At 71.6% G+C, this 26437-nt stretch carries 20 protein-coding genes and 2 tRNA genes; 3 read left to right on the forward strand and 19 right to left on the reverse strand.

Features of this window, described 5'->3' with window-relative positions:
* Positions 1-6: 6 nt before the first annotated feature.
* From ACSMX9_RS07515 to ACSMX9_RS07560, 10 genes are all read right to left on the reverse strand, one after another.
* On the reverse strand, positions 7-1542 hold the full coding sequence (locus ACSMX9_RS07515) for a CYTH and CHAD domain-containing protein (protein ID WP_445400990.1): 1536 nt from the start codon (positions 1540-1542) through the stop codon (positions 7-9).
* Between the two features lie 132 nt (positions 1543-1674).
* Positions 1675-2874: a rod shape-determining protein RodA gene (gene rodA, locus ACSMX9_RS07520; protein ID WP_351238747.1), complete on the reverse strand. Its 1200-nt coding sequence runs from the start codon at positions 2872-2874 to the stop codon at positions 1675-1677.
* Positions 2874-5048, reverse strand: coding sequence for a penicillin-binding protein 2 (mrdA, locus tag ACSMX9_RS07525; protein WP_445400992.1), 2175 nt, complete (start codon positions 5046-5048; stop codon positions 2874-2876). Before mrdA ends, rodA begins: the two co-directional genes overlap by 1 nt.
* The gene (gene mreD / locus ACSMX9_RS07530; protein ID WP_445400994.1) at positions 5045-5719 is read right to left on the reverse strand and encodes a rod shape-determining protein MreD; all 675 of its coding nucleotides are present in this window, start codon (positions 5717-5719) and stop codon (positions 5045-5047) included. Before mreD ends, mrdA begins: the two co-directional genes overlap by 4 nt.
* 10 nt (positions 5720-5729) lie before the next feature.
* Entirely contained in the window at positions 5730-6677 is a 948-nt protein-coding gene (gene mreC, locus ACSMX9_RS07535) for a rod shape-determining protein MreC (protein WP_351238753.1), read from the reverse strand.
* 149 nt (positions 6678-6826) lie between these two features.
* The gene (locus tag ACSMX9_RS07540; protein WP_351238755.1) at positions 6827-7846 is read right to left on the reverse strand and encodes a rod shape-determining protein; all 1020 of its coding nucleotides are present in this window, start codon (positions 7844-7846) and stop codon (positions 6827-6829) included.
* Positions 7847-8171: 325 nt separating this feature from the next.
* Positions 8172-8585: a nucleoside-diphosphate kinase gene (ndk, locus tag ACSMX9_RS07545; RefSeq protein ID WP_445400996.1), complete on the reverse strand. Its 414-nt coding sequence runs from the start codon at positions 8583-8585 to the stop codon at positions 8172-8174.
* A gap of 67 nt (positions 8586-8652) precedes the next feature.
* Complete coding sequence (locus ACSMX9_RS07550) at positions 8653-9021, reverse strand: DUF4233 domain-containing protein (RefSeq protein ID WP_351238759.1); 369 nt, start codon at positions 9019-9021, stop codon at positions 8653-8655.
* Positions 9022-9024: 3 nt separating this feature from the next.
* Positions 9025-10581, reverse strand: a complete 1557-nt coding sequence (folC, locus tag ACSMX9_RS07555) for a bifunctional tetrahydrofolate synthase/dihydrofolate synthase (protein ID WP_445400998.1) — start codon at positions 10579-10581, stop codon at positions 9025-9027.
* A gap of 127 nt (positions 10582-10708) precedes the next feature.
* Positions 10709-13333: a valine--tRNA ligase gene (locus ACSMX9_RS07560; protein WP_445401000.1), complete on the reverse strand. Its 2625-nt coding sequence runs from the start codon at positions 13331-13333 to the stop codon at positions 10709-10711.
* A gap of 134 nt (positions 13334-13467) precedes the next feature.
* On the opposite strand from ACSMX9_RS07560, the gene ACSMX9_RS07565 reads away from it, so the two are divergent.
* Positions 13468-14403 carry a hypothetical protein gene (locus ACSMX9_RS07565; RefSeq protein ID WP_445401002.1) on the forward strand — a complete coding sequence of 312 codons (936 nt, stop codon included), beginning with the start codon at positions 13468-13470 and terminating at the stop codon, positions 14401-14403.
* 69 nt (positions 14404-14472) lie between these two features.
* On the opposite strand, the gene clpX is transcribed toward ACSMX9_RS07565, so the two are convergent.
* From clpX to ACSMX9_RS07590, 5 genes are all read right to left on the reverse strand, one after another.
* Positions 14473-15759, reverse strand: a complete 1287-nt coding sequence (gene clpX, locus ACSMX9_RS07570; RefSeq protein ID WP_366116907.1) for an ATP-dependent Clp protease ATP-binding subunit ClpX — start codon at positions 15757-15759, stop codon at positions 14473-14475.
* A gap of 190 nt (positions 15760-15949) precedes the next feature.
* Positions 15950-16630: an ATP-dependent Clp protease proteolytic subunit gene (locus ACSMX9_RS07575; RefSeq protein ID WP_351238767.1), complete on the reverse strand. Its 681-nt coding sequence runs from the start codon at positions 16628-16630 to the stop codon at positions 15950-15952.
* Between the two features lie 77 nt (positions 16631-16707).
* Positions 16708-17316, reverse strand: a complete 609-nt coding sequence (locus tag ACSMX9_RS07580; RefSeq protein ID WP_351238821.1) for an ATP-dependent Clp protease proteolytic subunit — start codon at positions 17314-17316, stop codon at positions 16708-16710.
* A 344-nt stretch (positions 17317-17660) separates the two neighbouring features.
* The gene (gene tig, locus ACSMX9_RS07585) at positions 17661-19067 is read right to left on the reverse strand and encodes a trigger factor (protein WP_445401004.1); all 1407 of its coding nucleotides are present in this window, start codon (positions 19065-19067) and stop codon (positions 17661-17663) included.
* 222 nt (positions 19068-19289) lie between these two features.
* A tRNA-Pro gene (locus tag ACSMX9_RS07590) sits at positions 19290-19366 on the reverse strand.
* Positions 19367-19516: 150 nt separating this feature from the next.
* Here ACSMX9_RS07590 and ACSMX9_RS07595 point away from each other — a divergent pair.
* Positions 19517-19590, forward strand: a tRNA-Gly gene (locus tag ACSMX9_RS07595).
* A 324-nt stretch (positions 19591-19914) separates the two neighbouring features.
* Here ACSMX9_RS07595 and ACSMX9_RS07600 read toward each other — a convergent pair.
* The gene (locus tag ACSMX9_RS07600) at positions 19915-20109 is read right to left on the reverse strand and encodes a hypothetical protein (protein WP_351238823.1); all 195 of its coding nucleotides are present in this window, start codon (positions 20107-20109) and stop codon (positions 19915-19917) included.
* Positions 20110-20933: 824 nt separating this feature from the next.
* Between ACSMX9_RS07600 and ACSMX9_RS07605 the strand changes: the two genes are divergently transcribed.
* On the forward strand, positions 20934-22169 hold the full coding sequence (locus tag ACSMX9_RS07605) for an acyltransferase family protein (protein WP_445401006.1): 1236 nt from the start codon (positions 20934-20936) through the stop codon (positions 22167-22169).
* Between the two features lie 48 nt (positions 22170-22217).
* On the opposite strand, the gene ACSMX9_RS07610 is transcribed toward ACSMX9_RS07605, so the two are convergent.
* Genes ACSMX9_RS07610 through ACSMX9_RS07620 form a run of 3 tightly spaced genes read right to left on the reverse strand, consistent with a single transcriptional unit; the run spans position 22218 to position 26029 of the window.
* Positions 22218-22709, reverse strand: a complete 492-nt coding sequence (locus tag ACSMX9_RS07610; RefSeq protein WP_445401008.1) for an HD domain-containing protein — start codon at positions 22707-22709, stop codon at positions 22218-22220.
* A gap of 33 nt (positions 22710-22742) precedes the next feature.
* A complete protein-coding gene (locus ACSMX9_RS07615; protein WP_445401010.1) occupies positions 22743-25232 on the reverse strand; it encodes an FtsX-like permease family protein in 2490 nt (829 codons plus the stop codon).
* Positions 25232-26029, reverse strand: coding sequence for an ABC transporter ATP-binding protein (locus tag ACSMX9_RS07620; RefSeq protein ID WP_445401012.1), 798 nt, complete (start codon positions 26027-26029; stop codon positions 25232-25234). Before ACSMX9_RS07620 ends, ACSMX9_RS07615 begins: the two co-directional genes overlap by 1 nt.
* Between the last annotated feature and the right edge of the window lie 408 nt (positions 26030-26437).

The following is a 26437-nucleotide window of genomic DNA, read 5'->3' on the forward strand; positions in this document are numbered from 1 at the left end:
TCAAGCCTAGCGCGTTCCGCGCAGCGCCCGGGTGGCCCGTTCGGCGGCCTCCCACGCCGCGGGGAGTTCGGCCTCGTACCCGGCGGCCCGGCTCTCCTCGTGGCCGTAGACCAGTCCGTAGGTGAAGGAGCTCTCGCCGGCGGCGTGGGCCTGGCCGGCGAGCTCGCGCAGGGTCAAGCGGGTCATGTAGCTGTCCTGGTGCTCGCCGAGCAGGTCCTGGAGGTCCTTGGCGCCGCGGATGGCCCGTTTCGCGGGGCCGCCGAGGGTGTGGAGGGCGGCTTCGGCGGCGTAGCGCAGGCGTTTGGCCTTCTTGCGGGCTTCGTGCAGGGCGTGGTCGCGGGCGGGACCGGCGGGCTGCCGGAACGCCTCCTCGATCAGGTCGGCCAGTCGGTCGAAGTCCTTGCGGGCGGCCCGGTGGATCGCCTTGGCGGGGTCCTTGGCGGCGGCCGGACGGAGCGGGGGACGGGCGATCAGGGCGTCCAGGGAGTCCAGGAGGGCGAGGTAGCGCCGACTGTTGAGGAGCGCGGCCAGTCGGCGTCGGGAGCCGCCGCGGCGGGCGTTCGCCCAGGTGCGCAGGCGGGTGCGGACGGGGCCGACCAGGTGGGGGCGGGGCAGTTCGGCGAAGTGGCCGGTGAGGCGTTCGGTGAGGACTTCGGCGTCGCGGTCGACGCCGAGTTCGCCGGCGAGCCACTTGAGCTCCGCGGCGAGGTGGTCGGTGGCGGTGCGGTCGAGCACCCGGGAGTAGGAGCGGAAGGTGCTGCGGGCGCGGCGGGTGGCGACGCGCATGCGGTGCACGGAGTCGTGGGTGCCCAGGCGGACGGCGGGGTCGAGCAGGACGAGGGCGTCCCGTTGGGCGGTGAGGTAGGCGAGGACGGGTTCGGCCGCGGTGCCCCGGTGGGGGTCGGGCGGGGTGGTCGCCGTGGGCGGGTGGGGGGCGGTCTCGGCGAGGGCGCGGGCGAGTTTGGAGGCTGAGGCGCTGCGGCGCAGGCCGGCCTTGCGGAGTCTCTTGTCGAGGGCGTCGAGGAGGGCCGGGTCCCGGTCGGGGGCGAGTTCGACCTCGATCTCGGTCCAGCCGGTGGTGGCGTCGCCGTCGGTGAGGCGTTCGGCGCGGACGGTGTCCACGCTGACCTCGGCGAGGAGGGTGCCGTCGGCGTCGAGGAGGTGGACGAGGTCGCGGGCGGAACGGAGTCGGACGACGGGCACCAAGCGGGCGCCCCGGGTGCGGGAGCGGGTCAGTGCGAGGAGGGTGCGCGGCACCGCGGGGGAGAGCGGGGCGTGGATCTCGTCGCGGACGTCCTCGGTGACGGGGAGCTTGAGGTGCCAGCCGGCGTCGGTGCCCCCGGTGCGGCGGCGCAGGGTGACCGCGTGCCGGGCGAGGCGCTGGTCGGCGGTGTCGTAGTAGACGGCGTCCAGGTCGTGGGTGCCGCGGGGGACGGCGGCGTGCACGCCGCGGACGGTGGTGAGGTCCGGGAGGGCCGGGGCGCCGGCGTCCGGGTCGGTGGCTTCGTACTTCCGCTCGATCTCGCGTTGTATATCCGCCATGTACAGAATCTAGTCGGATTCCACCCGGTTCGGCAGACCTCGCGGGCCGGGTCGGGACGGGCGGGAGCGATGGGTCGGGGGTGGTCCCGGGAGGGTGCCTCCCGGGACCCGAGGTGGGCCGGGAGGCGGGTCCTACGCCGAGAGGGGGCGTTGGACGCGGATGGACTGGAGGAGTCCGACCGCGATCCAGACGGCGAACATCGAGGTGCCGCCGTAGGAGACGAAGGGCAGCGGGAGGCCGGCGACGGGCATGATGCCGAGGGCCATGCCGATGTTCTCGAAGGACTGGAACGCGAACCAGGCGATGATGCCGGCGGCGACCACGGTGCCGTACAGCTCGGTGGTCTCGCGGGCGATGCGGCAGGCGCGCCAGAGCAGGACGCCGAGGAGCAGGATGATCAGTCCGCCGCCGATGAAGCCGAGTTCCTCGCCGGCGACCGTGAACACGAAGTCGGTCTGTTGTTCGGGGACGAACTGGCCGGTGGTCTGGGTGCCCTTGAACAGGCCCATGCCGGCGAGGCCGCCGGAGCCGATGGCGATGCGGGCCTGGTTGGTGTTGTAGCCGACGCCGGCCGGGTCGAGGGCGGGATTGGCGAAGGCGGCGAACCGGTTGATCTGGTACTCGTCGAGCACGTTGAGCTGCCAGACGGCGACCGCGCCGAGGGCGCCGGCGCCCAGCAGGCCGAAGATCCAGCGGTTGGAGGCGCCCGAGGCCAGCAGCACCCCCAGCACGATCATCACCATGACCATGACCGAGCCGAGGTCGGGCATCAGCAGCACGACCGCGATGGGGACGGCGGCGAGCCCGAGGGCCTGGACGACGGTGCGGTGGTCGGGGTGGAGCCGGTCGCCGGCGTCGACCCGGGCGGCCAGCAGCATCGCCATGCCCAGGATGATCGTGATCTTCACGAACTCGGCGGGCTGGAGGGAGAAGCCGCCGCCGATGACGATCCAGGCCCGGGCGCCGTTGATGGTGGCGCCCAGCGGGGTGAGCACCAGCAGCACCAGCAGCACGGAGAGGCCGTACAGGAAGGGCACCACGGTGCGCAGGGTGCGGTGGCCGAGCCAGATGGTGCCGATCATCAGGACGACGCCGATGCCGGTGTTGAGCAGGTGGCGCAGGAGGAAGTAGTAGGGGTCGCCCTCGTTGAGCTCGGTGCGGTTGCGGGTGGCGGAGTAGACGAGGACGGCGCCGATGAGGGAGAGCGCCGTGGCGCAGAGCAGTATCGGCCAGTCGAGGCGGCGCAGCAGGCTGTCCCGGGCGGTGGCCCGGGTCAGCCAGGAGCGTTCGGGGCCGTACCGGGAGACGGAGAAGCCGTTGGTGCCGCTCATCAGTCGCGCCTCCCGGTCGTCGCCGGGGGTCCGGCGAGGGCCCGGGCGGTGGGGGACGGTTCGGGCTGCCCCTTGTAGGGGGCGAGCTTGGGGGCGTCGATGGTGCCGTCCCGCTGGATCTTGGGCAGGCTCTTCTGGGGCTGGGGCAGGAGGGCCTTCTTGGGGTCGATCGCGCCTTCGGGGCTGACCCCGTACAGGGCGTTGTAGACGTTGCGGACGGCGGGTGCGGAGGCGCCCGAGCCGGTGCCGCCCTGGGCGATGGTCATGACGATGGCGTAGTCGTCGGTGTAGCTGGCGAACCAGGAGGTGGTCTGCTTGCCGTGGACCTCGGCGGTGCCGGTCTTGGCGTGCATGGGGATCTCGTCCTGGGGCCAGCCGGTGAACCGCCAGGCGGCGGTGCCGCGGGTGGCGACGCCTTCGAGGGCTTCGTCTATCTCGGCGAGGGTCTTGCGGGACACCGGGAGCTTGCGCTGCACCTTGGGCTCGATCTCGGTGATCTCCTTGCCGTCGGCGCTGATGACGGCCTTGCCGACGGTGGGGTGGTGCATGGTGCCGCCGTTGGCGATGCCGGCGTAGATGGAGGCCATCTGGATGGGGGTGACGAGGGTGTCGCCCTGGCCGATGCTGTAGTTGACGGAGTCACCGGCGCGCATGAGGTTGCCTTCGAGGCAGTTCTCGTAGGAGAGCTGCTGGAGGAAGTCGCCGCCCTTCTTGCCGGTCTTGCACCAGGCGTCCTTGTTGGCCTTCCAGAAGTCGCGCTTCCACTGGCGGTCGGGGACCCGGCCGGTGACCTCGTTGGGGAGGTCGATGCCGGTCTCCGCGCCGAGGCCGAACTCGTGGGCGGTCTCGTAGAACCAGTCCTTGGCGCCCTTCTTGGGCTTGAGGCCGCCGTCGCGCTGCCACTCCTGGTGGGCCAGCCGGTAGAAGACGGTGTCGCAGGAGACCTCCAGGGCCTGGCCGAGGTCGATCGAGCCGTAGCCCTTGGACTCGAAGTTGTTGAAGACCTGGCCGCCGATGGCGTAGGAGCTGGAGCACTCGTAGCGGTCGTTGAACCCGTAGCCGGCCTTCACCGCGGCGGCGACCGGGATCACCTTGAAGATGGAGCCGGGGGCGGCCTGGCCCTGGATGGCGCGGTTGAGCAGCGGGTAGTTGGAGGACTTGCCGGTGAGCTTCGCGTAGTCCTTGGCGGTGATGCCGCCGACCCAGGCGTTGGGGTCGTAGGTGGGGTTGGAGGCCATGGCCACCACCCGGCCGGTCTTGGCCTCCATGACGACGATGGCGCCGGAGTCGGCCTTGTAGTTCATGCTGGTGTTGTCGTCGTAGACCTTGCGGGCTTCCTTGAGCGCCTCGTTCAGCTCGTACTCGGCGATCCGTTGGATGCGGGCGTCGATGCTGGTGACGACGTTGGCCCCGGGTTCGGCCTTGTCGCTCTTGGCCTGGCCCATGACGCGGCCGAGGTTGTCGACCTCGTAGCGGGTGACGCCGGCCTTGCCGCGCAGTTCCTTGTCGTACTGGCGCTCCAGGCCGCTGCGGCCGACCTGGTCGGAGCGCAGGTAGGGGGATTCGCTGTCCTTGGCCTTCTCGATCTCGACGTCGGTGACGGGCGAGAGGTAGCCGAGGACCTGTGCGGTGTTGGCGTCGCCGGGGGCGGTGTAGCGGCGCACCGCGGTGGGTTCGGCGGTGATGCCGGGGAAGTCCTCGGCGCGCTCGCGGATCTGGAGGGCCTGCTTGGGGGTGGCCTCGTCGGTGATGGGGATGGGCTGGTAGGGGGAGCCGTTCCAGCAGGGCTGGGGGGTCTCGGCGTCGCAGAGCCGGACCTTGTCGGTGATCTCCTTGGGCTGCACGCCGAGGACCCCGGCGAGCTTGGTGAGGACGGCCTTGCCGTCGTCGTCCATCTTCATCAGGTCGGTGCGGGAGGCGGAGACCACCAGCCGGGTCTCGTTGTCGGCGAGGGGCACGCCGCGGGCGTCGAGGATGGAGCCGCGCACGGCGGGTTGCACCACGCGCTGGACGCCGTTGCCGTCCGCCTCGGCCGCGAACTCCTCGCCGTTGCGGATCTGGAGGTACCAGAGCCGTCCGCCGAGGGTGAGCAGCAGGGAGACCACGAGCACCTGGATGACGACGAGTCGGATCTGGACCCGGGGGGTGCGGCCGGTCTCCGGGATGTTGGTCACAGTCGCTTGGCCCCCTTGACCTTGATGCGGCCGGCGCGGGCCACCCGGGCCCGGGCCGCCTTGGCGCGCAGTCCGCCGCGCTGGCTGCCGATCCGCAGTCCGGTGCCGGAGGCGAGCCATCCGGCGGAGACGTCGCTCTTGGCCGCGGCGTTGGTCTCGGCGAGCGGATCGTTGTCGAGGCGGCGGGCGAGCGCCATGATGAACGGCACGGTGAACGGCGCGAGCAGCAGGTCGTACAGGGCCGCGGTGAACAGCAGGCCGCCGAGGCCCACGTGGCGGGCGGCGGTGTCGCCGACGAGGGCGCCGACGCCCGCGTAGAGCAGGGTGGAACCGACGGCGGAGCCGACCACGACGACCATCGGGCCGAGCGCGGACTGGAGCCGGCCGCTCTCCGGCTTGGCGAGTCCGGCGAGGTAGCCGATCACGCACAGCACCAGCGCGTAGCGGCCGACCGCGTGGTCGGCGGGGGGCGCCAGGTCGGCGAGGAGTCCGGCACCGAAGCCGATCAGTGTGCCGCCGACGTGCCCGTAGACCAGGGCGAGGCCGACGACGGTGAGCAACAACAGGTCGGGGACGGCGCCGGGCAGTTGCAGCCGGGCGAGGACGCTCACCTGGACGACCAGGGCGGCCACCACCAGGGTGACCGAGAGCAGCATCCGGTTGACGCGCATGGTCGGGCTCCTACTGCTCTGCGGTCTGCCCGGCCTGGCCGGGCGCCTGCGCGGACGGGGTGACGGTGACCGTCACGGTCGGCGTGGGCGTGGGCTTCGGGGCGGGCGGCAGCACCGCGTCCCGGGGGTCCTCGCGGGGGGCCTCGACGACGATGCCGACGATGTCGAGCTTGGTGAAGCCGACGTAGGGCTCGACGTAGACGGTGCGGGTGAGGTCGCCGCCGGAGGGGTCGACGCGGACCACCCGGCCGACCGGGACGCCGGGCACGAACGGCTTGTCGGCGCTGGAGCCGAAGGTGACGAGCCGGTCGCCCTTCTTCACCTTGGACTTGCCGTTGAGCAGGCTGACGCGCAGCGGGCCGTCACCGCCGCCGGAGGTGAAGCCGAGCTCGTCGGTCTTCTCCATGCGGGTGCCGACGGTGAAGTCGGGGTCGTTGGCGAGCAGCACGGTGGCGGTGGATGGGCCCACGGTGGTGACCCGGCCGACGAGCCCGTCGCCGTTGAGGACGGTCATGTCGCGGGTGACGCCGTCGCGGGCGCCGACGTCGAGGGTGACGGTCCAGGAGAAGCCCTGGGCGGCTCCTATGCCGATGACCTCGGCGGCCTTGATGCCGTACCGGCCGGCGCCGGCCTTCTTCAGCAGGGCGTCGAGTTGGCGGACCCGGCTGCGGTTGCGGTCGTCGCTGCCGAGGCGGGCCTTGAGGGCGGCGTTCTCGCGTTCCAGGACGGCGATCCGGTCGTGCCGTTCACCGGAGTCGCGGACGGCGCCGATGGCGTTGCCGATGGGGTCGACCGCCGAGGACACCCCGTCCTGCACCGGGCCCAGCACCGTGGCGGCGGCCCGGCGGGCGCCGTCGACCGGGGAGTCCTCCCCGCCCCTGATGTCCACGGTGATCAGCGCGAACGCGATGACGACCAGCAGCACCAGGAGCAGTCGGCTCTCTCGTGTGTCCCTCACGTGCGGCGGCCGTGCCTTCCTCGTCGGAATGTGCGGAGCGTACGGAAATCGGTGGCTGTGGTCCTCCCGGCCGTCCGGCGGGCCGGACGGCCGACCGCTCCCCCGCGGCCGCGACGGTCACCGTCGTGGCGTGGGGGCGGGCCAGCGGCTCACCTGCGGGGCTGGGCGTCCAGCACCTGCTGGAGCGCCTCGAACTCCTCGACGCACTTGCCGGAGCCGAGCGCGACGGAGTCGAGCGGGTCCTCGGCGATGTGGATCGGCATGCCGGTCTCGCGGCGCAGCCGCTCGTCGAGGCCGCGCAGCAGGGCGCCGCCGCCGGTCAGGACGATACCCCGGTCCATGACGTCGCCGGAGAGTTCGGGCGGGCACTTGTCGAGGGTGGTCTTCACCGCGTCCACGATCGCGTTCACGGGTTCCTCGATGGCCTTGCGGACCTCGGCGGCCGAGATGACCACGGTCTTGGGCAGGCCCGAGACCAGGTCGCGGCCGCGGATCTCGGTGTGCTCGTCCTGGTCGAGGTCGTACGCGGAGCCGATGGTGATCTTGATCTGTTCGGCGGTGCGCTCGCCCAGCAGGAGGCTGTACTCCTTCTTGATGTGTTGGATGATCGCGTTGTCCAGTTCGTCGCCGGCGACCCGGATCGACTGGGCCGTCACGATGCCGCCGAGGGAGATCACCGCGACCTCGGTGGTGCCGCCGCCGATGTCCACCACCATGTTGCCGGTGGCCTCGTGGACCGGGAGCCCGGAGCCGATGGCGGCGGCCATGGGCTCCTCGATGATGTGCACCTGCCGGGCACCGGCCTGGGAGGACGCCTCGATGACCGCGCGGCGTTCGACGCCCGTGATGCCCGAGGGCACGCAGACGACGACCCGGGGACGGGCGAGGTAGCGCCGCTTGTGGATCTTCAGGATGAAGTAGCGGAGCATCCGCTCGGTGATCTCGAAGTCGGCGATCACCCCGTCCTTCAGGGGGCGCACGGCCACGATGTTGCCCGGGGTGCGCCCGATCATCTTCTTCGCTTCCGAGCCGACCGCGAGGATGCCACCGGTGTTGGTGTTGATCGCGACCACGGACGGCTCGTTGAGCACGATCCCCCGGCCCCTGACGTACACCAGCGTGTTGGCGGTCCCGAGGTCGACAGCCATGTCACGGCCGATGAACGACATGTTGTTCCCCAAGAGGATGCGTCTGGCCTTCCCGGACGGAGCACATGAGTGCTCCTCAGGTCGGCGTGTGTGTGCTGTGTGGCGTGGAGGCTTCCATCGTAGTCTCGCCTGCACGGACACGGCGCGAGGGTCTTCGCCATTGTCAGCAGATGAACCGTCGCCCCGCTATGGGGGACGTGCGGATGGAGCCATGCGTTCCCCCGATCGGCGTGCACATGTCCGAAGGGTCGCTCCCCGGTGGGGCCGGGCGCCGTGAGGGGGTGTCAGCGCTCGCCGGTGCGCGGGCGGCCCCGGGCCCCGCACGGGCCCGGGCCGCGGGGGCCGGTCAGACGAGACCGGGGAAGAAGATCTTCAGCTCGCGCTCCGCCGACTCCTCGGAGTCCGAGGCGTGGATCAGGTTCTCCCGGGTGACGGTGCCGAAGTCGCCCCGGATGGAACCGGGGGCCGCCGCGATCGGGTCGGTGGGGCCGGCCAGCGTGCGGATGCCCTCGATGACCCGCTCGCCCTCCACCACCAGCGCGACCACCGGGCCGGAGGACATGAAGGCGATCAGCGGCTCGTAGAAGACCTTGCCGACGTGCTCGGCGTAGTGCTGCTCCAGGGTCGCCCGGTCCAGGGTGCGCAGTTCCAGCGCGGTGATCCGCCAGCCCGCCTTGCGCTCGATGCGGCCGACGATCTCGCCCACCAGACCGCGCTGGACGGCGTCGGGCTTGAGGAGGACGAGGCTGCGCTGGGTCATGGGTGTGGACTCCTTCGATCACCGGTGTGCGAGTGCTCAGAGGGTACAGGCAAGGCACCGGATACCGTCACGCAGCGTCAGGCCCTGGGCTGACCGTGGACTCCTCGCTCATCGCCGCCCACCGGGCCTTCGCCTCGTCGACCTTCCGGCCGAAGTGGATCGAGGCCCACCACAGCACGCCGAAGCAGACACCGAGCACGAACATCACCGGGACGTAGAACCCGGCGGCGACCAACAGGACCTGGAGCGCCCAGCCGAGCCGCACCCCCGTCTCCCGGCCGACCATGCCGCACAGCAGCAGGCTGAGCACCATCAGCACCCCGCACACGGTCCACACCGTGCCCGCGGAGAGGTCCGGGTCCTTCATCGCGACCAGCCCGGCGAACCCGATCACGAAGAACTCGGCGAGCAGGGTGGACGAACACAGGGTGCGCATGGGTCAGCCCCTCCCGAGGAGCAGTCGGGCGTCGCCGACGGTGAACACGGAACCGGTGACGAGCACTCCCCCGCCGGAGAACTCGCCCTCCTCCTCGGCGAGGGTGACCGCCGCCTCGATGGCGTCGTCGAGCCGGGGCTCCACCTGGACCCGGTCCTCGCCGAACACCTCCACCGCGATCGCGGCGAGTTCGTCGGCGCCCAGCGCGCGGTGGGTGGAGTGCTGGGTGACGACGACTTCCGCGAAGACCGGCTCGAAGGCTTCGAGCAGCCCCCGGGCGTCCTTCTCGGCACTGGTCGCCACCACGCCGATCAGCCGGCTGAAGCCGAAGGCCTCGCCCAGCGACTCGGCCACCGCCCGGGCGCCGGCCGGGTTGTGCGCGGCGTCCAGGACCACCGTCGGCGAACGGCGGACGACCTCCAGCCGCCCCGGGGAGGTGACCGCGGCGAACGCCTTGCGGACCGTGTCCACGTCCAGCGGGCGCGCGTGCTGGGCGCCGACCCCGAAGAACGCCTCCACCGCGGCGAGCGCCACGGCCGCGTTGTGCGCCTGGTGAATGCCGTGCAGCGGGAGGAAGACCTCCTCGTACTCGCCGCCGAGGCCGCGCAGCTTCAGCAACTGCCCGCCCACCGCGACCTGCCGGGCCAGCACCCCGAACTCCAGCCCCTCGCGGGCCACCGTGGCGTCGACCTCGACGGCCTTCTTCAGCAGCACCTGCGCCGCGTCGACCGGCTGTTGGGCCAGGATCACCGTCGCGCCCGGCTTGACGATCCCGGACTTCTCGACGGCGATCTCCCCGGGCGTGGAGCCCAGCCGGTCGGTGTGGTCCAGGTCGATGGGGGTCACCACGGCCACCGAGGCGTCGATGACGTTGGTGGCGTCCCAGGCGCCGCCCATGCCGACCTCGACCACCGCCACGTCGACGGGGGCGTCCGCGAAGGCCGCGTACGCCATGCCGGTCAGCACCTCGAAGAAGGAGAGCCGGTAGTCCTGCTGGGCGTCGACCATCTCCACGTACGGCTGGACGTCCCGGTACGTCTCCACGAACCGTTCGGGGGCGATCGGGGCCCCGTCCAGACTGATCCGCTCGGTGATCGACTGCACATGGGGCGAGCTGTACCGGCCGGTGCGCAGGTCGAAGGCGCCGAGCAGGGCCTCGATCATGCGGGCGGTGGAGGTCTTGCCGTTGGTGCCGGTGACGTGGATCGACGGGTACGAGCGCTGCGGCTCGCCCAGGACGTCCATCAGCGCGGCGATCCGCCGGACGGACGGCTCCAGCTTGGTCTCGCCCCAACGGGACGCCAACTCCGTCTCCACCTCGCGCAGCGCCCGGTCGACCTCCGGGTCCTCGGGGCGGCCGGGCAGGTCCTGCTCGGGGGCACCGCGCTGGGTGCGCAGGGTGCGGCTCCCCGCCTCGATCACCGCGAGGTCGGGGTCGCGGTCGGTCTCGGCCTCGACGATCTCGTCGAAGCGGTCGAACCCGCCGGCCTCGTCGTCGGGGAACCCGTCCACGGGGTCCGAGGGGGCACGGTCCGGGTCGTCAGGGGGGAACTCGCTCACGGGGGCCAGTCTACGGAGCCCCGCCGACAGCGGCGCACCGGCCGCCGGGACCCGGGAACGCCCCGGCCCGGCGCCGGTCGCGGGGACCGGGCCGGGCCGGGGGTGCGGGAGGTGCTCCCGGTGGCCGTCAGGCGGCGGGGAGCCGCTCCAGCTGCGCCTCGATGCGGACGATGTCCTCCTCCGCCTTGGCGAGCCGACCGCGGATCTTGTCGACCACCTGATCGGGCGCCTTGGCCAGGAACGCCTCGTTGCCGAGCTTGGCCGTGGCCTGCGCCTTCTCCTTCTCGGCGGCGGCCAGGTCCTTGGCGAGCCGCTTGCGCTCGGCGGCCACGTCGATGGTGCCCGACAGGTCGAGGGCCACCTCGACGCCCGCCACCGGCAGGGTGGCCGTGGCGGCGAAGCCCTCGCCCTCCGGCTGGAGCCGCAGCAGCTGCCGGACGGCCGCCTCGTGCGGGGCGAGCGGCGAGCCGTCCAGGGTCAGCCGCGCGGGCACCCGCTGGCCGGGCTGGAGGCCCTGGTCGGCGCGGAACCGGCGGACCTCGGTGACCAGTTGCTGGACGGTGCCGATCTCCCGCTCGGCGGCGGGGTCCCGGAAGCCGCTGTCCTCGGGCCAGTCGGCGATCACCACGGACTCGCCCCCGGTGAGGGTGGTCCACAGGGTCTCGGTCACGAACGGGACGATCGGGTGCAGCAGCCGCAGCGTCACGTCGAGGACCTCGCCGAGGACCCGCCCGGAGACCCGGGCCGCCTCGCCGCCGGCCATGAACGTGGTCTTGGACAGCTCCACGTACCAGTCGAAGACCTCGTCCCACGCGAAGTGGAACAGCGCGTCGGAGAGCTTGGCGAACTGGTAGTCCTCGTAGAGGGCGTCGACCTCCGCGATGGTGGCGTTGAGCCGGGAGAGGATCCACCGGTCCGTCGCGGAGAGCTGCTCGACGGGCGGCAGTTCGCCCTCGACGGTGGCCCCGTTCATCAGCGCGAACCGGGTCGCGTTCCAGATCTTGTTGGCGAAGTTCCGGGAGCCCTGCACCCAGTCCTCGCCGATCGGCACGTCCACGCCCGGGTTGGCGCCGCGCGCCAACGTGAAGCGCAGGGCGTCGGAGCCGTACGTGTCCATCCAGTCCAGCGGGTTGACCGCGTTGCCGAAGGACTTCGACATCTTCTTGCCGAACTGGTCGCGGACCATGCCGTGCAGCACGACGGTCTTGAAGGGCGGGGTGCCGTCCATCGCGTAGAGGCCGAACATCATCATCCGGGTGACCCAGAAGAACAGGATGTCGTAGCCGGTGACCAGGATGGAGTTCGGGTAGAACTTCGCGAGGCTCTCGGTGCGCTCGGGCCAGCCGAGGGTGGAGAACGGCCACAGGCCGGAGGAGAACCAGGTGTCGAGGACGTCGGTGTCCTGGTGCCAGCCCTCGCCGGTCGGCGGCTCCTCGTCCGGGCCGACGCAGACGACCTCGCCGTCCGGGCCGTACCAGACCGGAATGCGGTGGCCCCACCACAGCTGGCGCGAGATGCACCAGTCGTGCAGGTTGTCCACCCAGTCGAAGTACCGCTTCTCCATCTCCTGCGGGTGGATCGCCACCTCGCCGCTGCGCACCGCGTCCCCGGCGGCCTGGGCGAGCGGGGCGACCTTGACCCACCACTGGAGGGAGAGCCGGGGCTCGATGGTGGTCTTGCAGCGCGAGCAGTGGCCCACGGAGTGGACGTACGGGCGCTTCTCGGCCACGATCCGGCCCTCGGCGCGGAGCGCGGCGACGATGGCGCTGCGGGCCTCCAGCCGGTCCAGTCCCTGGAACGGGCCGGGGGTGGTGATGACGGCGTGCTCGTCCATCACCGTGACCGTGGGCAGGTCGTGGCGCTGGCCGATCTCGAAGTCGTTGGGGTCGTGCGCGGGGGTCACCTTGACGGCGCCGGTGCCGAACTCGGGGTCGACGTGCGCGTCCGCCACGACCGGGATGCGCCGGTCGGTGAGCGGCAGGGCGATGGTCCGGCCCACGAGGTGGCGGTAGCGCTCGTCGTCGGGGTGGACGGCGACCGCGGTGTCCCCGAGCATGGTCTCGGCCCGGGTGGTCGCCACGACCAGGGAGTCCTCGCCCTCGCCGTAGCGGATGGAGACCAACTCGCCGTCGTCGTCCTGGTACTCGACCTCGATGTCCGAGATGGCGGTGAGGCAGCGGGGGCACCAGTTGATGATGCGCTCGGCCCGGTAGATCAGCTCGTCGTCGAAGAGCCGCTTGAAGATCGTCTGGACGGACCGGGACAGGCCCTCGTCCATGGTGAAGCGCTCCCGCGACCAGGCCACGCCGTCACCGAGACGACGCATCTGACCGGAGATCTGCCCGCCGGACTCCTCCTTCCACCGCCACACCCGCTCGACGAACGCCTCCCGGCCGAGGTCGTGCCGGGACTTGCCCTCCTTGCCCAGTTCGCGCTCGACGACGTTCTGGGTGGCGATGCCCGCGTGGTCCATGCCGGGCTGCCACAGGGTCTCGAAGCCCTGCATCCGCTTGCGGCGGGTGGCGGCGTCGATCAGCGTGTGCTCGAAGGCGTGCCCGAGGTGCAGGCTGCCGGTGACGTTGGGCGGCGGGATGACGACGGTGAACGGCGGCTTGTCGCTCTTCTCGTCCGCTTCGAAGTAACCGCGCTCCACCCAGCGCTCGTAGAGCTTCCCCTCTACCTCGGCCGGCGCGTACTGGGTCGGCAGTTCGGTGCTGGGGCTCTGGTTCTGCTGCTGAGAGTTCTCGGTCACGCGCCCAGTTTAGGGGCGTCACGGTCCCGTGCAGAAACCATGGGTTTCGTAACGGTGCCCACCCCGCCGCTGCCCCGCGCCCGGGCGTTGCGTCAGGATGTCGGGAGCACATAAACATCGGGGAGGAACGTTCCATGAGCAACCACCAGCCGGGCCCGTACGGCGGCGGCCAGCCGGGGCAGCCGGGGCCGTACGGCCAGCCGGGCCCTTACGGCCAGCCGCCGCAGGCCCCGCAGCCCGGCTACGGCTACCCCCAGCAGCCTCCCCAGCCCGGGTACGGCCAGGCCCAGCCGGGCTACGGCCAGCCGCAGCAGCCCGGTCAGCCCCCGCAGCCCGGCTACGGCTTCCCCCAGCAGCCCGGCCAGCCGGGGTACGGCTTCCCGCAGCAGCCGGTGCCGGCGGGCGGCAAGAAGAAGACCGGGCTGATCATCGGCGTGGCGGTCGCCGTGGTCGCCGCGGCCGGCCTCGGGGCGTTCCTGGTGCTGGGCGACGGGGAGTCCGGCCCCGCCGACGACGGCCCGCACAAGCTGACCACGCCGGAGAAGGTGCTCCACGGCGAGTACAAGCGGCTGACCCCCGAGAAGCCCGCCGAGGACGCCTCTTCCTCGGACACCGGCAAGCAACTCGCCAAGAGCGGGGTCACCGACGCCAAGGCGGTCTCCGCCATGTGGGCCACGGTCGACCTGTCCCCCGGCGCCCAGCCGACGCCGGAGCAGATCGCCTCCTCCAAGGCGGTCACCTTCATCGGTCTCTACGGCGAGGTGAAGGACCCGGAGGCCGCCGTCGACGCCTCCTTCGCCTCCATGTCCCAGGAGAAGGCCGAGAAGCTCAAGGTGATCGGGGAGGTCAAGACGGTCGAGCCGGACAACGGGGACGGCGCGGTGTTCAAGTGCCAGCAGGCCCAGGCCAAGGACCGGGACGGCAAGATCGACACCCAGTACATCTGCATGTGGGCCGACTACAGCACGGTGGCCATGGTGATCCCCGCGGAGAGCGGCAACGGCGTCTCGCTGAACGTCTCGGCGCAGGTGACGGCGGACCTCCGCAAGGACATCCGGGTCAAGGACTGACCGACCGTCGGCAGACGAACGGGCCCCGGACGACGGATCGTCCGGGGCCCGTCCGCGCAGTGCGGCGGGTCAGGCGCTCTTCTGCTCGCCCGGTCCGCGGCCCCGGGAGTCCCGGGGGATCAGCGTCGGGTTGACGTTGGAGTGCACCACGTCCGCGGTGATGACCACCCGGGCCACGTCCTTGCGGGACGGCACCTCGTACATCACCGACTGGAGGACCTCCTCCATGATGGCGCGCAGACCGCGGGCGCCCGTCTGGCGCAGGATCGCCTGGTCCGCGATGGCCTCCAGCGCGTCCCGCTCGAAGTCCAGCTCCACGCCGTCCAGTTCGAACAGCCGCTCGTACTGCTTCACCAGGGCGTTGCGGGGCTCCACCAGGATCTGGAGGAGGGCCTCACGGTCCAGGTTGTGCACCGAGGTGATGACCGGGAGCCGGCCGATGAACTCCGGGATCATCCCGAACTTGACCAGGTCCTCGGGCATGACGCTCTCGAACTGGTCCTTGGACTCGATCTCCCGCTTGGAGCGGATGGTCGCCCCGAAGCCGATGCCCTTGGCGCCCGCCCGCGACTCGATGATCTTCTCCAGGCCGGCGAACGCCCCGCCCACGATGAACAGCACGTTCGTCGTGTCGATCTGGATGAACTCCTGGTGCGGGTGCTTCCGTCCGCCCTGCGGGGGCACGGAGGCGGTGGTGCCCTCCAGGATCTTCAGCAGGGCCTGCTGGACGCCCTCCCCGGAGACGTCACGCGTGATCGACGGGTTCTCGCTCTTGCGGGCGACCTTGTCGATCTCGTCGATGTAGATGATGCCGGTCTCGGCCTTCTTGACGTCGTAGTCGGCCGCCTGGATCAGCTTCAGCAGGATGTTCTCGACGTCCTCGCCGACGTAGCCGGCCTCGGTGAGCGCGGTCGCGTCCGCGATGGCGAACGGGACGTTCAGCATCCGGGCGAGCGTCTGCGCGAGCAACGTCTTGCCGGATCCGGTGGGGCCCAGCAGCAGGATGTTGGACTTGCCCAACTCGATGATGTCGTCGCGCCCTTGGGAGCTCGCGCTCTCTCCCGCCTGGACGCGTTTGTAGTGGTTGTAGACCGCGACCGAGAGGGCCTTCTTCGCGGCCTCCTGGCCGACGACGTAGCCCTCCAGGAACTCGTAGATCTCGCGGGGCTTGGGGAGTTCCTCCCACCGCACTTCGCTCGACTCGGCGAGTTCCTCTTCGATGATCTCGTTGCAGAGGTCGATGCACTCGTCGCAGATGTACACACCGGGGCCTGCGATGAGCTTCTTGACCTGCTTCTGGCTCTTGCCGCAGAACGAGCACTTGAGCAGATCGCCGCCGTCACCGATGCGTGCCACGAGGTGCTTCCCCTTCGCCTGGGAGACGCCCGTGCAAGCGACTCCTGGTGCCTCATATTCGACGGTACCTTGCCGGGCCCCCCGTTCGGGCCCCCCTTGGCGCGGTTCACGTCGCCTCCCGTGAACCCGGACGGATTCAGCGGGAGACGACGACGCTACGTCAAGGGGCAGCAAATCATGCCGTGGCGGGTCACACGACCTTGGAGTTGTTCATCTTCCGGGTGGAGATGATCTGGTCGATCAGACCGTACGACAGGGCGTCCTCCGCCGTCAGGATCTTGTCGCGCTCGATGTCCTCGCGGATCTTCTCGATCGGCGTGGTGGAGTGCTTGGCGAGCATCTCCTCCAGCTGCGCGCGCATCCGCAGGATCTCGTTCGCGGCGATCTCCAGGTCGGAGACCTGGCCCCGGCCCGTCTCGCTGTACGGCTGGTGGATCAGCACCCGGGCGTTGGGCAGCGCCATGCGCTTGCCCGGGGTGCCGGCGGCCAGCAGGATCGCCGCCGCCGAGGCGGCCTGGCCCATGCACACCGTCTGGATGTCCGGCTTCACGAACTGCATGGTGTCGTAGATCGCGGTGAGCGCCGTGAACGAGCCGCCGGGGCTGTTGATGTACACGGAGATGTCGCGGTCCGGGTCCATCGACTCCAGGCACAGCAGCTGCGCCATGACGTCGTTGGCGGAGGCGTCGTCGATCTGGACGCCGAGGAAGATCACCCGCTCCTCGAAGAGCTTCGCGTACGGGTCGTACTCGCGCACGCCCTGGGAGGTGCGCTCCACGAAACGGGGAATGACGTAGCGGGATTCGGCGCGGGGGCCGGTGTACTCGGCCTCCGTGCGGGCGTAGAGGCCGCGGCCGGGGAAGTCGTTCATTGGGTCACTCTCCTGAAGGGCGCCGAGGCGCCGTGACGGTCGACTGGGGGCTCGGTGGGACCGGTTTCCGCGCCGGCTCAGGCCGCCCCGGTGCCACCGCCGCCCGGCATGCCCGCCGCGGTGGGCATGATGTCGTCGATCAGGCCGTACTCCTTGGCCTCGATCGGGTCGAACCAACGGTCGCGGTCCGAGTCGCGGGTGATCTGCTCCACGCTCTGGCCGGTGTGGAACGAGGTCAGCTCCGCCATCCGCTTCTTGGTGTGCAGCAGCCGCTCCGCGTGGATCTTGATGTCCGAGGCGGAGCCCGCGAGGCCCGCGGACGGCTGGTGGATGAGGATCTCCGCGTTCGGGAGGGCGAAGCGCTTGCCCGGGGTGCCCGCGCTGAGCAGGAACTGCCCCATCGAGGCCGCCATGCCCATGGCGATCGTCACCACGTCGTTCTTGATGTACTGCATGGTGTCGTAGATCGCCATGCCCGCGGTGATCGAGCCGCCGGGGCTGTTGATGTAGAGGTAGATGTCCTTCTCCGGATCGGAGGCAAGGAGCAGCAGCTGTGCGGTGATCTTGTTCGCGATGTCGTCGTCGACCGGCTGGCCGAGGAAGATGATCCGCTCGTTGAGCAGCCGGTTGTAGACCTGGTCACCGAGGCCACCACCGATGGAGGGCTCGCCGGCGGCGGAGGGCATCAGATTCGTCACGTATCCACCTGCTCGTCTTACGACGGCGCCGGGCCGTCTCACGTCTTCCGCTGGGGCACGGGGCCCCGCGCTGCGCCGCGTCGCGGCGGGTACGGGGGCTCCCCTGCCCTCGTACTCATGGACCCTAACGCGATGGCGGCCGAGGGCCATCCCGCATGGGGAACTGTTCGCTGTCAGCGCAGGTGGCCGGGGCGGGGCGGGGGCGTCGCCGCGGGGGCCGCCCGACCCCGTCGCGGGGCCGTCGCCGGGCCCGCGAACGGCGGCAGGGCCCGGAGGCGCGCATGCGCTTCCGGGCCCTGCTCGGGGTCCACGGCGTCGAACCGCGGGAGGGGTCAGGCCGAGGGGGCCTCGCCCTTGTCCGCCTTCGCCTCGACCTCGGTGCCCTCCGCGGCCTCGACGACCTCGGTGGCCTCGGCGACCTCGTCCTCGTCGTCGTCCAGGTCGACGACCTCGCCGTTGGTGTCCTTCACCGTGGCGGCCTCGACCACGACGGCCAGCGCCTTGCCACGGGCGACCTCGCCCACCAGCATCGGAACCTGACCGCCCTCGACGACCGCCTGGGCGAACTGGTCGGGGGACATGCCGGAGGAAGCGGCCCGCCGCATGAGGTGCTCGGTGAGCTCCTCCTGGTTGACGTTCAGCTTCTCCTTGCTGACCAGCTCGTCCAGGACGAACTGGGTCTTGATGCCCTTGATCGCCGCGGCCTTGGTCTCGTCCTCGAACTCCTCGGCGGTCTTGCCCTGGATCTCCAGGTACTTGTCGAGGGTCAGGCCCATCTGGCCGAGCTGGTGGTGCTCCAGGTTGTGCTTGCGGGTGTTGACCTCGTCCTCAAGGAGCTTCTCGGGGACGGGGACCTCGACCAGTTCGAGCAGCTTCTCCAGCACCCGCTCCTGGGCCTGGGTCGCCTGGTCGTACTGCTTCATGTTCTCCAGGCGCTTGCGGCTGTCCGCCCGCAGCTCGTCCAGCGTGTCGAACTCGGAGGCGAGCTGCGCGAACTCGTCGTCCAGCTCGGGCAGTTCGCGCGCGGCGACCTGGGTGACCTTGACGCTGACCTCGGCGTCCTTGCCCTCGGCCGAGCCGCCCTTGAGCTGGGAGGTGAAGGTGGCCTCGCCACCGGCCTCCAGGCCCGTCACGGCGTCGTCGACGCCGTCCAGCAGCTCACCGGAGCCGATGGTGTAGGTGACGCCGCTGGCGACGCCGTCGTCGAGCACCTCGCCGTCGACCTTGGCCTCCAGGTCGATCGTCACGACGTCGCCCTCGGCGGCGGCGCGCTCGACCGGAGAGGTGGAGGCGAAGCGGCCGCGCAGCTCCTCGACGGCCTTGTCGACGTCCTCGTCGGTCACCTCGACCGCGTCCACCTCGACCTCGATGCCCGAGTAGTCGGGGATCTCGATGGCGGGACGGACGTCGACCTCGGCGGTGAAGTTCAGCGTCTCGCCGTCCTTCAGCTCCGTGATGTCGACCTCGGGCTGTCCCAGGACGTTCAGCTCGGCCTCGTTGACCGCTTCGGTGTAGAACTTCGGGAGGGCGTCGTTGACGGCCTCCTCCAGCACCGCACCGCGGCCGAAGCGCTGGTCGATGACCCGGGCGGGGATCTTGCCCTTGCGGAAGCCCTTCACCGTGACCTGCTGGTTGATCTTCTTGTACGCCGCGTCGAGGCTGGGCTTGAGCTCCTCGAAGGGCACCTCGACAGTGAGCCGAACCCGGGTCGGGTTCAGGGTCTCCACGGCGCTCTTCACGGTTCGGTCTCCTTGTGGCTGACTGCTGGGGTGTCTGCCGGGCCGCTCCCGGAACGGGGAACCTCGGCACAGTAGCGGCCCTGAGAGACGTACGTGTGCGTGTACAGAGCTGCCACGACCGTCTCGGCCGGGGCAGTGCTGCGTACAAAACGTGCGGACACACGGGCGCGCAGTGTGCATAGTAGCCGCAGGCGATACACCGCCCCAAAGGCGATCTTCGCGTGGTCGGGGTGGCGGGATTTGAACCCACGGCCTTCCGCTCCCAAAGCGGACGCGCTACCAAGCTGCGCCACACCCCGTCGGTGCGACACGTAGGGTACATGGCCGCAGGCAGTGGGGCCGCCGCATTTTCCGGGGCGGCCCGATCACCGGAAACGGGTGTGCGCCCCGGGCCCGCGACCCGCTAGGATGCACATCGAGTCGCGGTCGATGACCTGCGGTTCGTCCGTGCGGGCGTAGCTCAATGGTAGAGCCCTAGTCTTCCAAACTAGCTACGCGGGTTCGATTCCCGTCGCCCGCTCCAGTCAGTGCGATCGAGGCCGGTCCCGGGGTTCCCGGGCCGGCCTCGCCGCGTTCCTCCCGGGCGCGGGCGGCTCGCTTCCGGCCGCCCGCGACGTCTCCCGCCCGCCGCCTTCGGCCTCCCACCCGGCGCGCCTCGGCGGCGGAGTGCACGGTCGCGGCGGCGGCACGTGGTCGCCGGGGCGGCCGCGTGGGCACACGGGGCCGGCGACGGAGGGCGGAGGCCGAGCGCGCCGGTGCACCCCGGGGGTCCGTCACGCCCCGGGCGCGTCGCCACCCGGGCCGCGGCCCGGTGCGGGCGGCCGGGCGTGCCGGCGACTCTCCCGGCTCAGAAGTCGATCGAGGCGATCGAGTTGCCGACCGCGTTGAGGAAGCGCTGGATGTCGTCGGCCATCCCGGTCGACGCGAGGAAGAAGCCGAAGAGCACCGCGACGACCGCCGGCCCCGCCTTCAGGGACCCGCCCCGTATCAACACCACGAGGATGATCGCCAACAGCAGTACCACTGATAGCGAGATGGCCACTCTGATCACACACCCTCGGTCGGTTCCGCTCCCGGATCGGGGCGTCCGCTCTCGCACACCCCACCAGAACCATCGTGCCACCAACGGACCCCGACCATGCGGGCCGTGACGGAACGTCGTCCTCCGCGACCACTGGCGCCCGCCGGATCCACCCGGCCCGCACCGCGGTGCCCTCGCCCCCGGACGCCCTCCGAGAGGCGCTCGACGCGGGCCGGAGGGGCGAGGCGCCCGGAACGGTCGTCACAAGGGGGGCGGAGGGCGAGCAGTTGAGCGGAGGCCGGTGCGCGCCGGGGGCGCGAGCCCGACGCGGAGAATTCCACGGGCCCGCGCACGAGTGAATTCCCCTCGATGGTTTCACTACTCACGCATCATGTTCGCAGGCATTTCGAATTGTTGAGGAAGCCACAACGCGAGGGGGCACCGGACATGATCACCACCAGGTCACCACACCTCCGGACACGACGCCCGATGGGCCATTGGGAGACATTCCACCAGCGCCGCCCGTGGATGGTATGACCCGCTTAAGGGTGATGAAGGAGTATATAAAGACCAACTTCGCCGCCTGCTCGTGGACTTCGAACCCGTCATCGAACGGTGCGTGCACTTCTCCGAAATCGGGGTACGCGCACCCCCTGGGCCGATTTCCCGGCGTGGGATGCCCGACCGAAGGGAGAACGGAGCAAGAACAGCGCGAAAGACGACCGGAGTCGTTCACCACACACCGTCCCCGACGCTAGGGTTCCTCCAATGTTTCCCACTGCCCCGCCCCACGCACGTGCGGTGAGGTCGCGGATCGTCTCCCCCAGTTCCTGGTGGGAGGGCCTGTGACCAACTCGCTGCGACCGACCGGTCGTCATCCGGCGCCCTCACCCCCGCTCACCTCGCCCGACCCGCCCCCCGGTACGGATCCCGCCGAAGCGCGCGACCCCGACGACCTCGCGGACGGCGTACCCACCCCGCGCTCCCGGCGGGCCGAGCACCCGCTCACCACGCCGGTGCCCCCCGATCCCGGCGCCCGTCCCGCCAAACAACGCGACCCCTTCTTCGACAACGCCAAGTACCTGGCCATCGTCCTGGTCGCGATGGGGCACGCCTGGGAGCCGTTGACGGACCAGAGCCGCACGGCCACCGCGCTCTACCTCTTCGTGTACGCCTTCCACATGCCCGCCTTCATCCTGATCTCGGGCTACTTCTCGCGGGGCTTCGACATGAGCCCCGCCCGGGTCCGGAAGCTGCTCAGCACCGTGGTGGCGCCGTACGTGGTCTTCGAGATCGCCTACACCTTCTTCAAGCGCTGGGCCGACGACGACCCGGGGCACCGGCTCAGCCTGCTGGATCCCTGGTACCTGACGTGGTTCCTGATCGCCCTCTTCGTCTGGCGGATCTCCACCCCGCTGTGGAAGGTGGTGCGCTGGCCCGTCCCGGTGGCCCTCGGCATCGCCGCGCTGGCCTCGGCCTCCCCCAGCATCGGGGACGACTTCGACCTCCAACGCGTGCTCCAGTTCCTCCCCTTCTTCGTCATCGGGCTGTACGCCAGGCCCGAGCACTTCCAGTTGCTGCGGCGCCGTGAGGTGCGGCTGCTGTCGGTGCCGGTGACCGTCCTCGCGCTGGCCACCGCCTGGTGGGCGGTGCCCCGGATGGACACCGGCTGGCTGTACCACAGCAACAGCGCCCAGGAGTTGGGGGCGCCGTGGTGGACCGGGCCGGTCATGACCTTCGCCCTGTTCGGTTGCTCGCTGCTCCTGACTGCCTGCTTCCTGTCCTGGGTGCCGCGCCGCAGGACCTGGTTCACCGTCCTCGGCGCGGGCACCCTGTGCGGGTACCTGTTGCACGGGTTCCTGGCCAAGGGCTCCCGCTTCTGGGGGTGGTACGACCCCGCCTGGCTGCACGAGCCCCACGGGCAGGTGTTCGTCACGCTCGTCGCGGGCGCGGCCATCACCCTGATGTGCACCCCGCCCGTACGGCACGCCCTGCGGTTCGCCCTGGAACCGCGGCTGCGGTGGGCCGTGCGCAGCGACGCGGTCGACGTGGCGCGCGGCCGGGCCCGCGACTCCGGCTGACCGGCGTCCGCCGGTGGGCCCGGGGTCGGTGGGTCGTGCGGACGGTGGTCAGTCGTCCGGTAGGCCCAGCAGGGCCCGCATCGTGGCGTACTTGCGGATCAGCCGCCGGCGGGTGGCCCCGTCGAGGACCGCGAGCCGTTCGGGGGCGGTGTTGTGGGCCAGGTCGGCCTCCTTCACCAGACGGGCGCCGGGCGTGTCCAGGATGCGTCGGGCGTACGCCTCGGGCGGCTCGTCCGGCCGCTTGGTGAGGGCGAGGACGATGGCCTTGGTGCGCGGTGTGAGCGCCGCCGCCCGCAGCCACTCCTCGCTGAGGGCCGCGTCCTCGACGGCGTCGTGCAGCCAGGCCGCGGCGATCTGTTCGTCCGTGCCGCCCCGGGCCCGCACCCCCTCGGCGACCGCTCGGAGGTGCTCCGCGTAGGGGCGGCCCGACTTGTCGGTCTGGCCTTCGTGCGCGGCGCGGGCCAACGCCTCGACCTCTGCGAGGCCGAGCGGGCCGGTGGGCGGGGGGACCGGGGTGCGGTCCGGGGGCGTCTGGGTCACGGGTCGAGTGTGACCGAGACGCCCCCGGGCCGGCTACGCCCGGTGCGAGGCACGGAGCACGAAGCGGGCGGGCAGGGCCGTGGCGAGGAGGCCGAGCAGCAGGGCCCCGCCCACCAGTGAGCCGTACACCGCCGGGGGTATGTGGACGCCCTCCCCCGTGATGCCGCGCACCATGGGGACCAGGGTGGCGAGGGCGATGGCGCTGCCGAGGACGACTCCGACGACGGCGACCAGCAGTGCTTCCCAGCGGACCATGCGCAGCACCTGGCGACGGGTGCTGCCGATCAGGCGCAGGGTGCCCAGTTCGCGACGGCGGTCCAGGACCGTCATGACCAGGGTGTTGGCGGAGGCCACCGCCGCGAATCCGCCGAGGACGGCCGCCATCAGGCGGTTGGCCCAGGCGTTGAGCTCCCGGTCGACGGAGGCCGCCGAGGTGTAGTCGCCGCGGGCGATGACGGTGCCGTGGGCGGCGAGGTCCGCCGCGGAGCCGCCCTTGACCCACAGTTCGGCGGCGAACGGGTCGGTGACGTGGCGGGCGAGGTCCCCGCGGACCATGGTGACCTCGGCGAGGCCGAGGCCGTGCGCATAGGTGGCGACGACCTCCACCGACCGTTCGGTGCCGTCCGGCAGGCGCAGCGGCAACCGGTCGCCGACCGTGACGTCCGCGGCCTCGGCGAGGCGCAGGTCGACGGCCGCCCGGCCGGGTCCGAGGTCCAGCGCACCGCGGCGCACGTCGAGTTCCTGCACGGCCGCCAGGTCACGGGCGGGGCCGTCGACGCCCTGGGCGGACGCGGTGCGCAGCATGGCGGTGTCGCCGGAGCCGGTGGGGATCAGGACCGCGGTCCTGAGCAGGCCCACGGCGGCGCGGACCCCGGGGCGGTCGGCGGCGGCGGCCACCGCGTCGGGGGCGAGGCCCCCCGAGGCGGGTCGGACCACGTGGTCGGCGATGACCCCGGCGCTCTGTTGACGGACGGTGGCCCGGTCCTGGCTGCTGTGGAGGAAGAGCAGGGTGGAGGCGAAGGCGACGGCCAGCACGATCGGGGTGATGGCGGAGGCGAGTCGGCGGGCGTTGGTGCGGGAGTTGGCGGCGGCCAGCGCTCCCGCGGCCCCGGCCCCGCGCATCGGCAGTCCGACGAGGGCGGCGCAGGCCCGGGCCACGAGCGGGCCGAGCAGCGCCACGGCCAGCATGAACAGCAGGACCACGCCCATGGCGGCGTTGGCGGCGTCCTCTCCGGCCGTGGACTGGGCCACCGCGGCCAGTGCGGTGCCGCCGATCGCCGCGGCGATGCCGAGCCCGAGGCGCAGCGGACCGGGGAGGGAGCGTTCCACGGCGGCCCGGGCCAGGGCCTGCCCCGGGCGGATCCTGGCCGGGCGGCGGGCCGCCGCCCACCCCGCGACGAGTCCGGTGAGGACCACTGCGGCGACCGCGGCGAGCAGGGGCAGCGGGGACACGGCGAGGTCGAGGTTGCGGGGCAGGGCGCCCTTGTCCTGGAGTTGGCCGAACCACCAGGTGGCGAGCGCGGCGCCGGGGAGGCAGCCGAGGGCGCCGGCGAGCGGGGCGATGAGCAGGGTCTCGGTGGCGATGGCGCGGCGCACCTGGCGCGGGGTGGTGCCGATGGCGCGCAGCAGGGCGTACTCACGGGCGCGTTGCCCCACGGAGAGGGCGACCGTGCCCGCGGCGGTGAAGACGGCGACCAGGGTGGCGGTGCCGCCGAAGGAGCCCCCGAGTCCGATCAGGAGTTCCTTGGCCTCGCCGAGGCCGGGTTCCGCGACGGCGCCGCGGTCCTCGCCGGTGTGGATCTCGGCGGCGTCGCCGAGGGCGGCGGCGACACGGCCCTTCAACTCGGTGGTGGACACGCCCGCCTCGGGCAGGACGGCGATGGCGTCGATCCGTCCGGGGTGGCCGGCGATCCGGGGTGCCTCGGTGTCGTGGAACCAGGCGGTCGGGGTGGCTCCGGCGGCGGGGACGAGGGCGGCGACCCGGAAGGTGCGGGCGCCCTCGGCGGTGTGCAGGGTGATCCGGTCGCCCACGGCGGGTGGCTCGCCGGCGGGGGTGCGGACCGGGCCGGGGACGGTGAGGGCGACCTCGCCCGGGGCGGGGGCGCGGCCGGTGGTGGCGCGTTCCCCGGTGAGGGCGGTGGCGCCCCAGCCGTGGCCGGTGAGGGCGGCGCGGTCGGTGCGGACGGGGAAGGTGGTGTCGCCGATGGCGGTGTGGACGCCGGGGACGGCGGCGGCCCGTGCCACCAGGGCGGCGTCCAGTCGGGCCCGGTCGGGTACGGGGCCGCCGTGGTCGGAGCGGTCGCCGGCAGAGTCGACGACGGGGTGGTGGGCCTGCTGGTCGGCGGCGAGGACGACCGGGGCGTCGGCGTAGCGGCCGGGCGGGACGGAGGCGCGCAGACCGGTTTCGAGGAGGATGCCGCAGGCGCTGACGATCATCGCGGCCATGAAGAGGGCGAGGAAAGTGCCGGCGAAGGCCGCGGGCTTGAAGCGCAGGGCGGCGCGGGCGAGTCCGTTGGGGCGCATCAGGCTGCCACTCCGGCGAGGCGGCGATGGTGGGAGATGAGGTCGGTCAGGCGGGTGCCGATGCGCTGGGCGGACGCGCCGCTGAGTTCGTCGGTGATCGCGCCGTCGGCGAGGAAGAGGACCCGGTCCGCCCAGGCAGCGGCGGACGGGTCGTGGGTGACCATGACGACGGTGGCGCCGAGTCGGTCGACCGCGGTGCGCAGCAGGGAGAGGATCTCGGTGGCCGTGGTGGTGTCCAGGGCGCCGGTGGGCTCGTCCGCGAAGATCACGTCGGGGCGGGTGACGAGGGCCCGGGCCACGGCGACGCGTTGTTGTTGTCCGCCGGAGAGCTCGGTGGGGCGGCGGTGGCCCTTGTCGCCGAGGCCGACCCGGCCCAGGACGTCCCGGGCGCGGGCGCGGTCGGGTCGGCGGCCTCCGAGGCGCAGCGGGAGCAGCACGTTCTGTTCGACCGTCAGGGACGGCAGCAGGTTGAACGACTGGAAGACGAAGCCGAGGCGGGCGCGGCGCAGTTCGGTCAGTCTGTTCTCGTCGAGGGCGGTGATGTCGGTGCCGGCGAGGCGGACCGTGCCGGCCGTGGGGCGGTCGAGGCCGGCGGCGCACTGGAGGAAGGTGGACTTCCCGGAGCCGGAGGGGCCCATCACGGCGGTGAAGCTGCCGTGCGGCAGGGCGAGGTCGATGCCGCGCAGGGCGTGGACCTCGGCGGACCGCTTGCCGTAGCTGCGGCGCACGCCGTTCAGCTCGACCGCCCACGGGGTGTCGGCGGGGCGGGGGGCGGTCCGCTTCTTGCGCAGGGCCATGGCTGGGGTGCCTCTCCTCGGTGCGTGGTCGGCGAGTCGCCCCGTGCGGCGGGGTGGTGACTCGGTGCTTCGACCGTACGGAGGGCGGGGGGTCGGACACCATGAGGTGCGCTGTAGACCTGGGGTGGGGTTTTCCCCAGCTCAGGGCGGGGGCCTGCATCCACCCGGGCGGGTTCCCCCTGCCCCGGCCGGCGGAGGTCTGGTGGGGGGTCCCGACGGGAACCCGGGCGGGACGGCGGCATGGGGGTTGGCCCCCATCTCCGTGACCGGGGAAGCTTTCCCGGTTAATCCTTCGGTAAACTAACTATTGACGCTTCCTTGACGCCCCCGTGGTGCTTCGGGGCGTCCCCACCCCTGTCGATCCCTCGCACGGAGGAGGAAGCCCATCGGACACGCAGACACCCTGAT

The organism is Streptomyces sp. LE64 (assembly GCF_052606915.1).

Coding starts and splice junctions, on each gene's coding strand:
- ACSMX9_RS07515 (WP_445400990.1), bottom strand. CDS start 1,542: ATGGCGGATATACAACGCGAGATCGAGCGGAAGTACGAAGCCACCGAC.
- ACSMX9_RS07580 (WP_351238821.1), bottom strand. CDS start 17,316: ATGCCCTCCGCCGCCGGCGAGCCCTCCATCGGTGGTGGCCTCGGTGAC.
- ndk (WP_445400996.1), bottom strand. CDS start 8,585: ATGACCCAGCGCAGCCTCGTCCTCCTCAAGCCCGACGCCGTCCAGCGC.
- ACSMX9_RS07575 (WP_351238767.1), bottom strand. CDS start 16,630: ATGAACGACTTCCCCGGCCGCGGCCTCTACGCCCGCACGGAGGCCGAG.
- ACSMX9_RS07540 (WP_351238755.1), bottom strand. CDS start 7,846: ATGTCGTTCATCGGCCGTGACATGGCTGTCGACCTCGGGACCGCCAAC.
- rodA (WP_351238747.1), bottom strand. CDS start 2,874: ATGAGCGGCACCAACGGCTTCTCCGTCTCCCGGTACGGCCCCGAACGC.
- mreD (WP_445400994.1), bottom strand. CDS start 5,719: ATGCGCGTCAACCGGATGCTGCTCTCGGTCACCCTGGTGGTGGCCGCC.
- ACSMX9_RS07620 (WP_445401012.1), bottom strand. CDS start 26,029: ATGGCCCTGCGCAAGAAGCGGACCGCCCCCCGCCCCGCCGACACCCCG.
- ACSMX9_RS07615 (WP_445401010.1), bottom strand. CDS start 25,232: ATGCGCCCCAACGGACTCGCCCGCGCCGCCCTGCGCTTCAAGCCCGCG.
- ACSMX9_RS07550 (WP_351238759.1), bottom strand. CDS start 9,021: ATGCGCACCCTGTGTTCGTCCACCCTGCTCGCCGAGTTCTTCGTGATC.
- ACSMX9_RS07565 (WP_445401002.1), top strand. CDS start 13,468: ATGAGCAACCACCAGCCGGGCCCGTACGGCGGCGGCCAGCCGGGGCAG.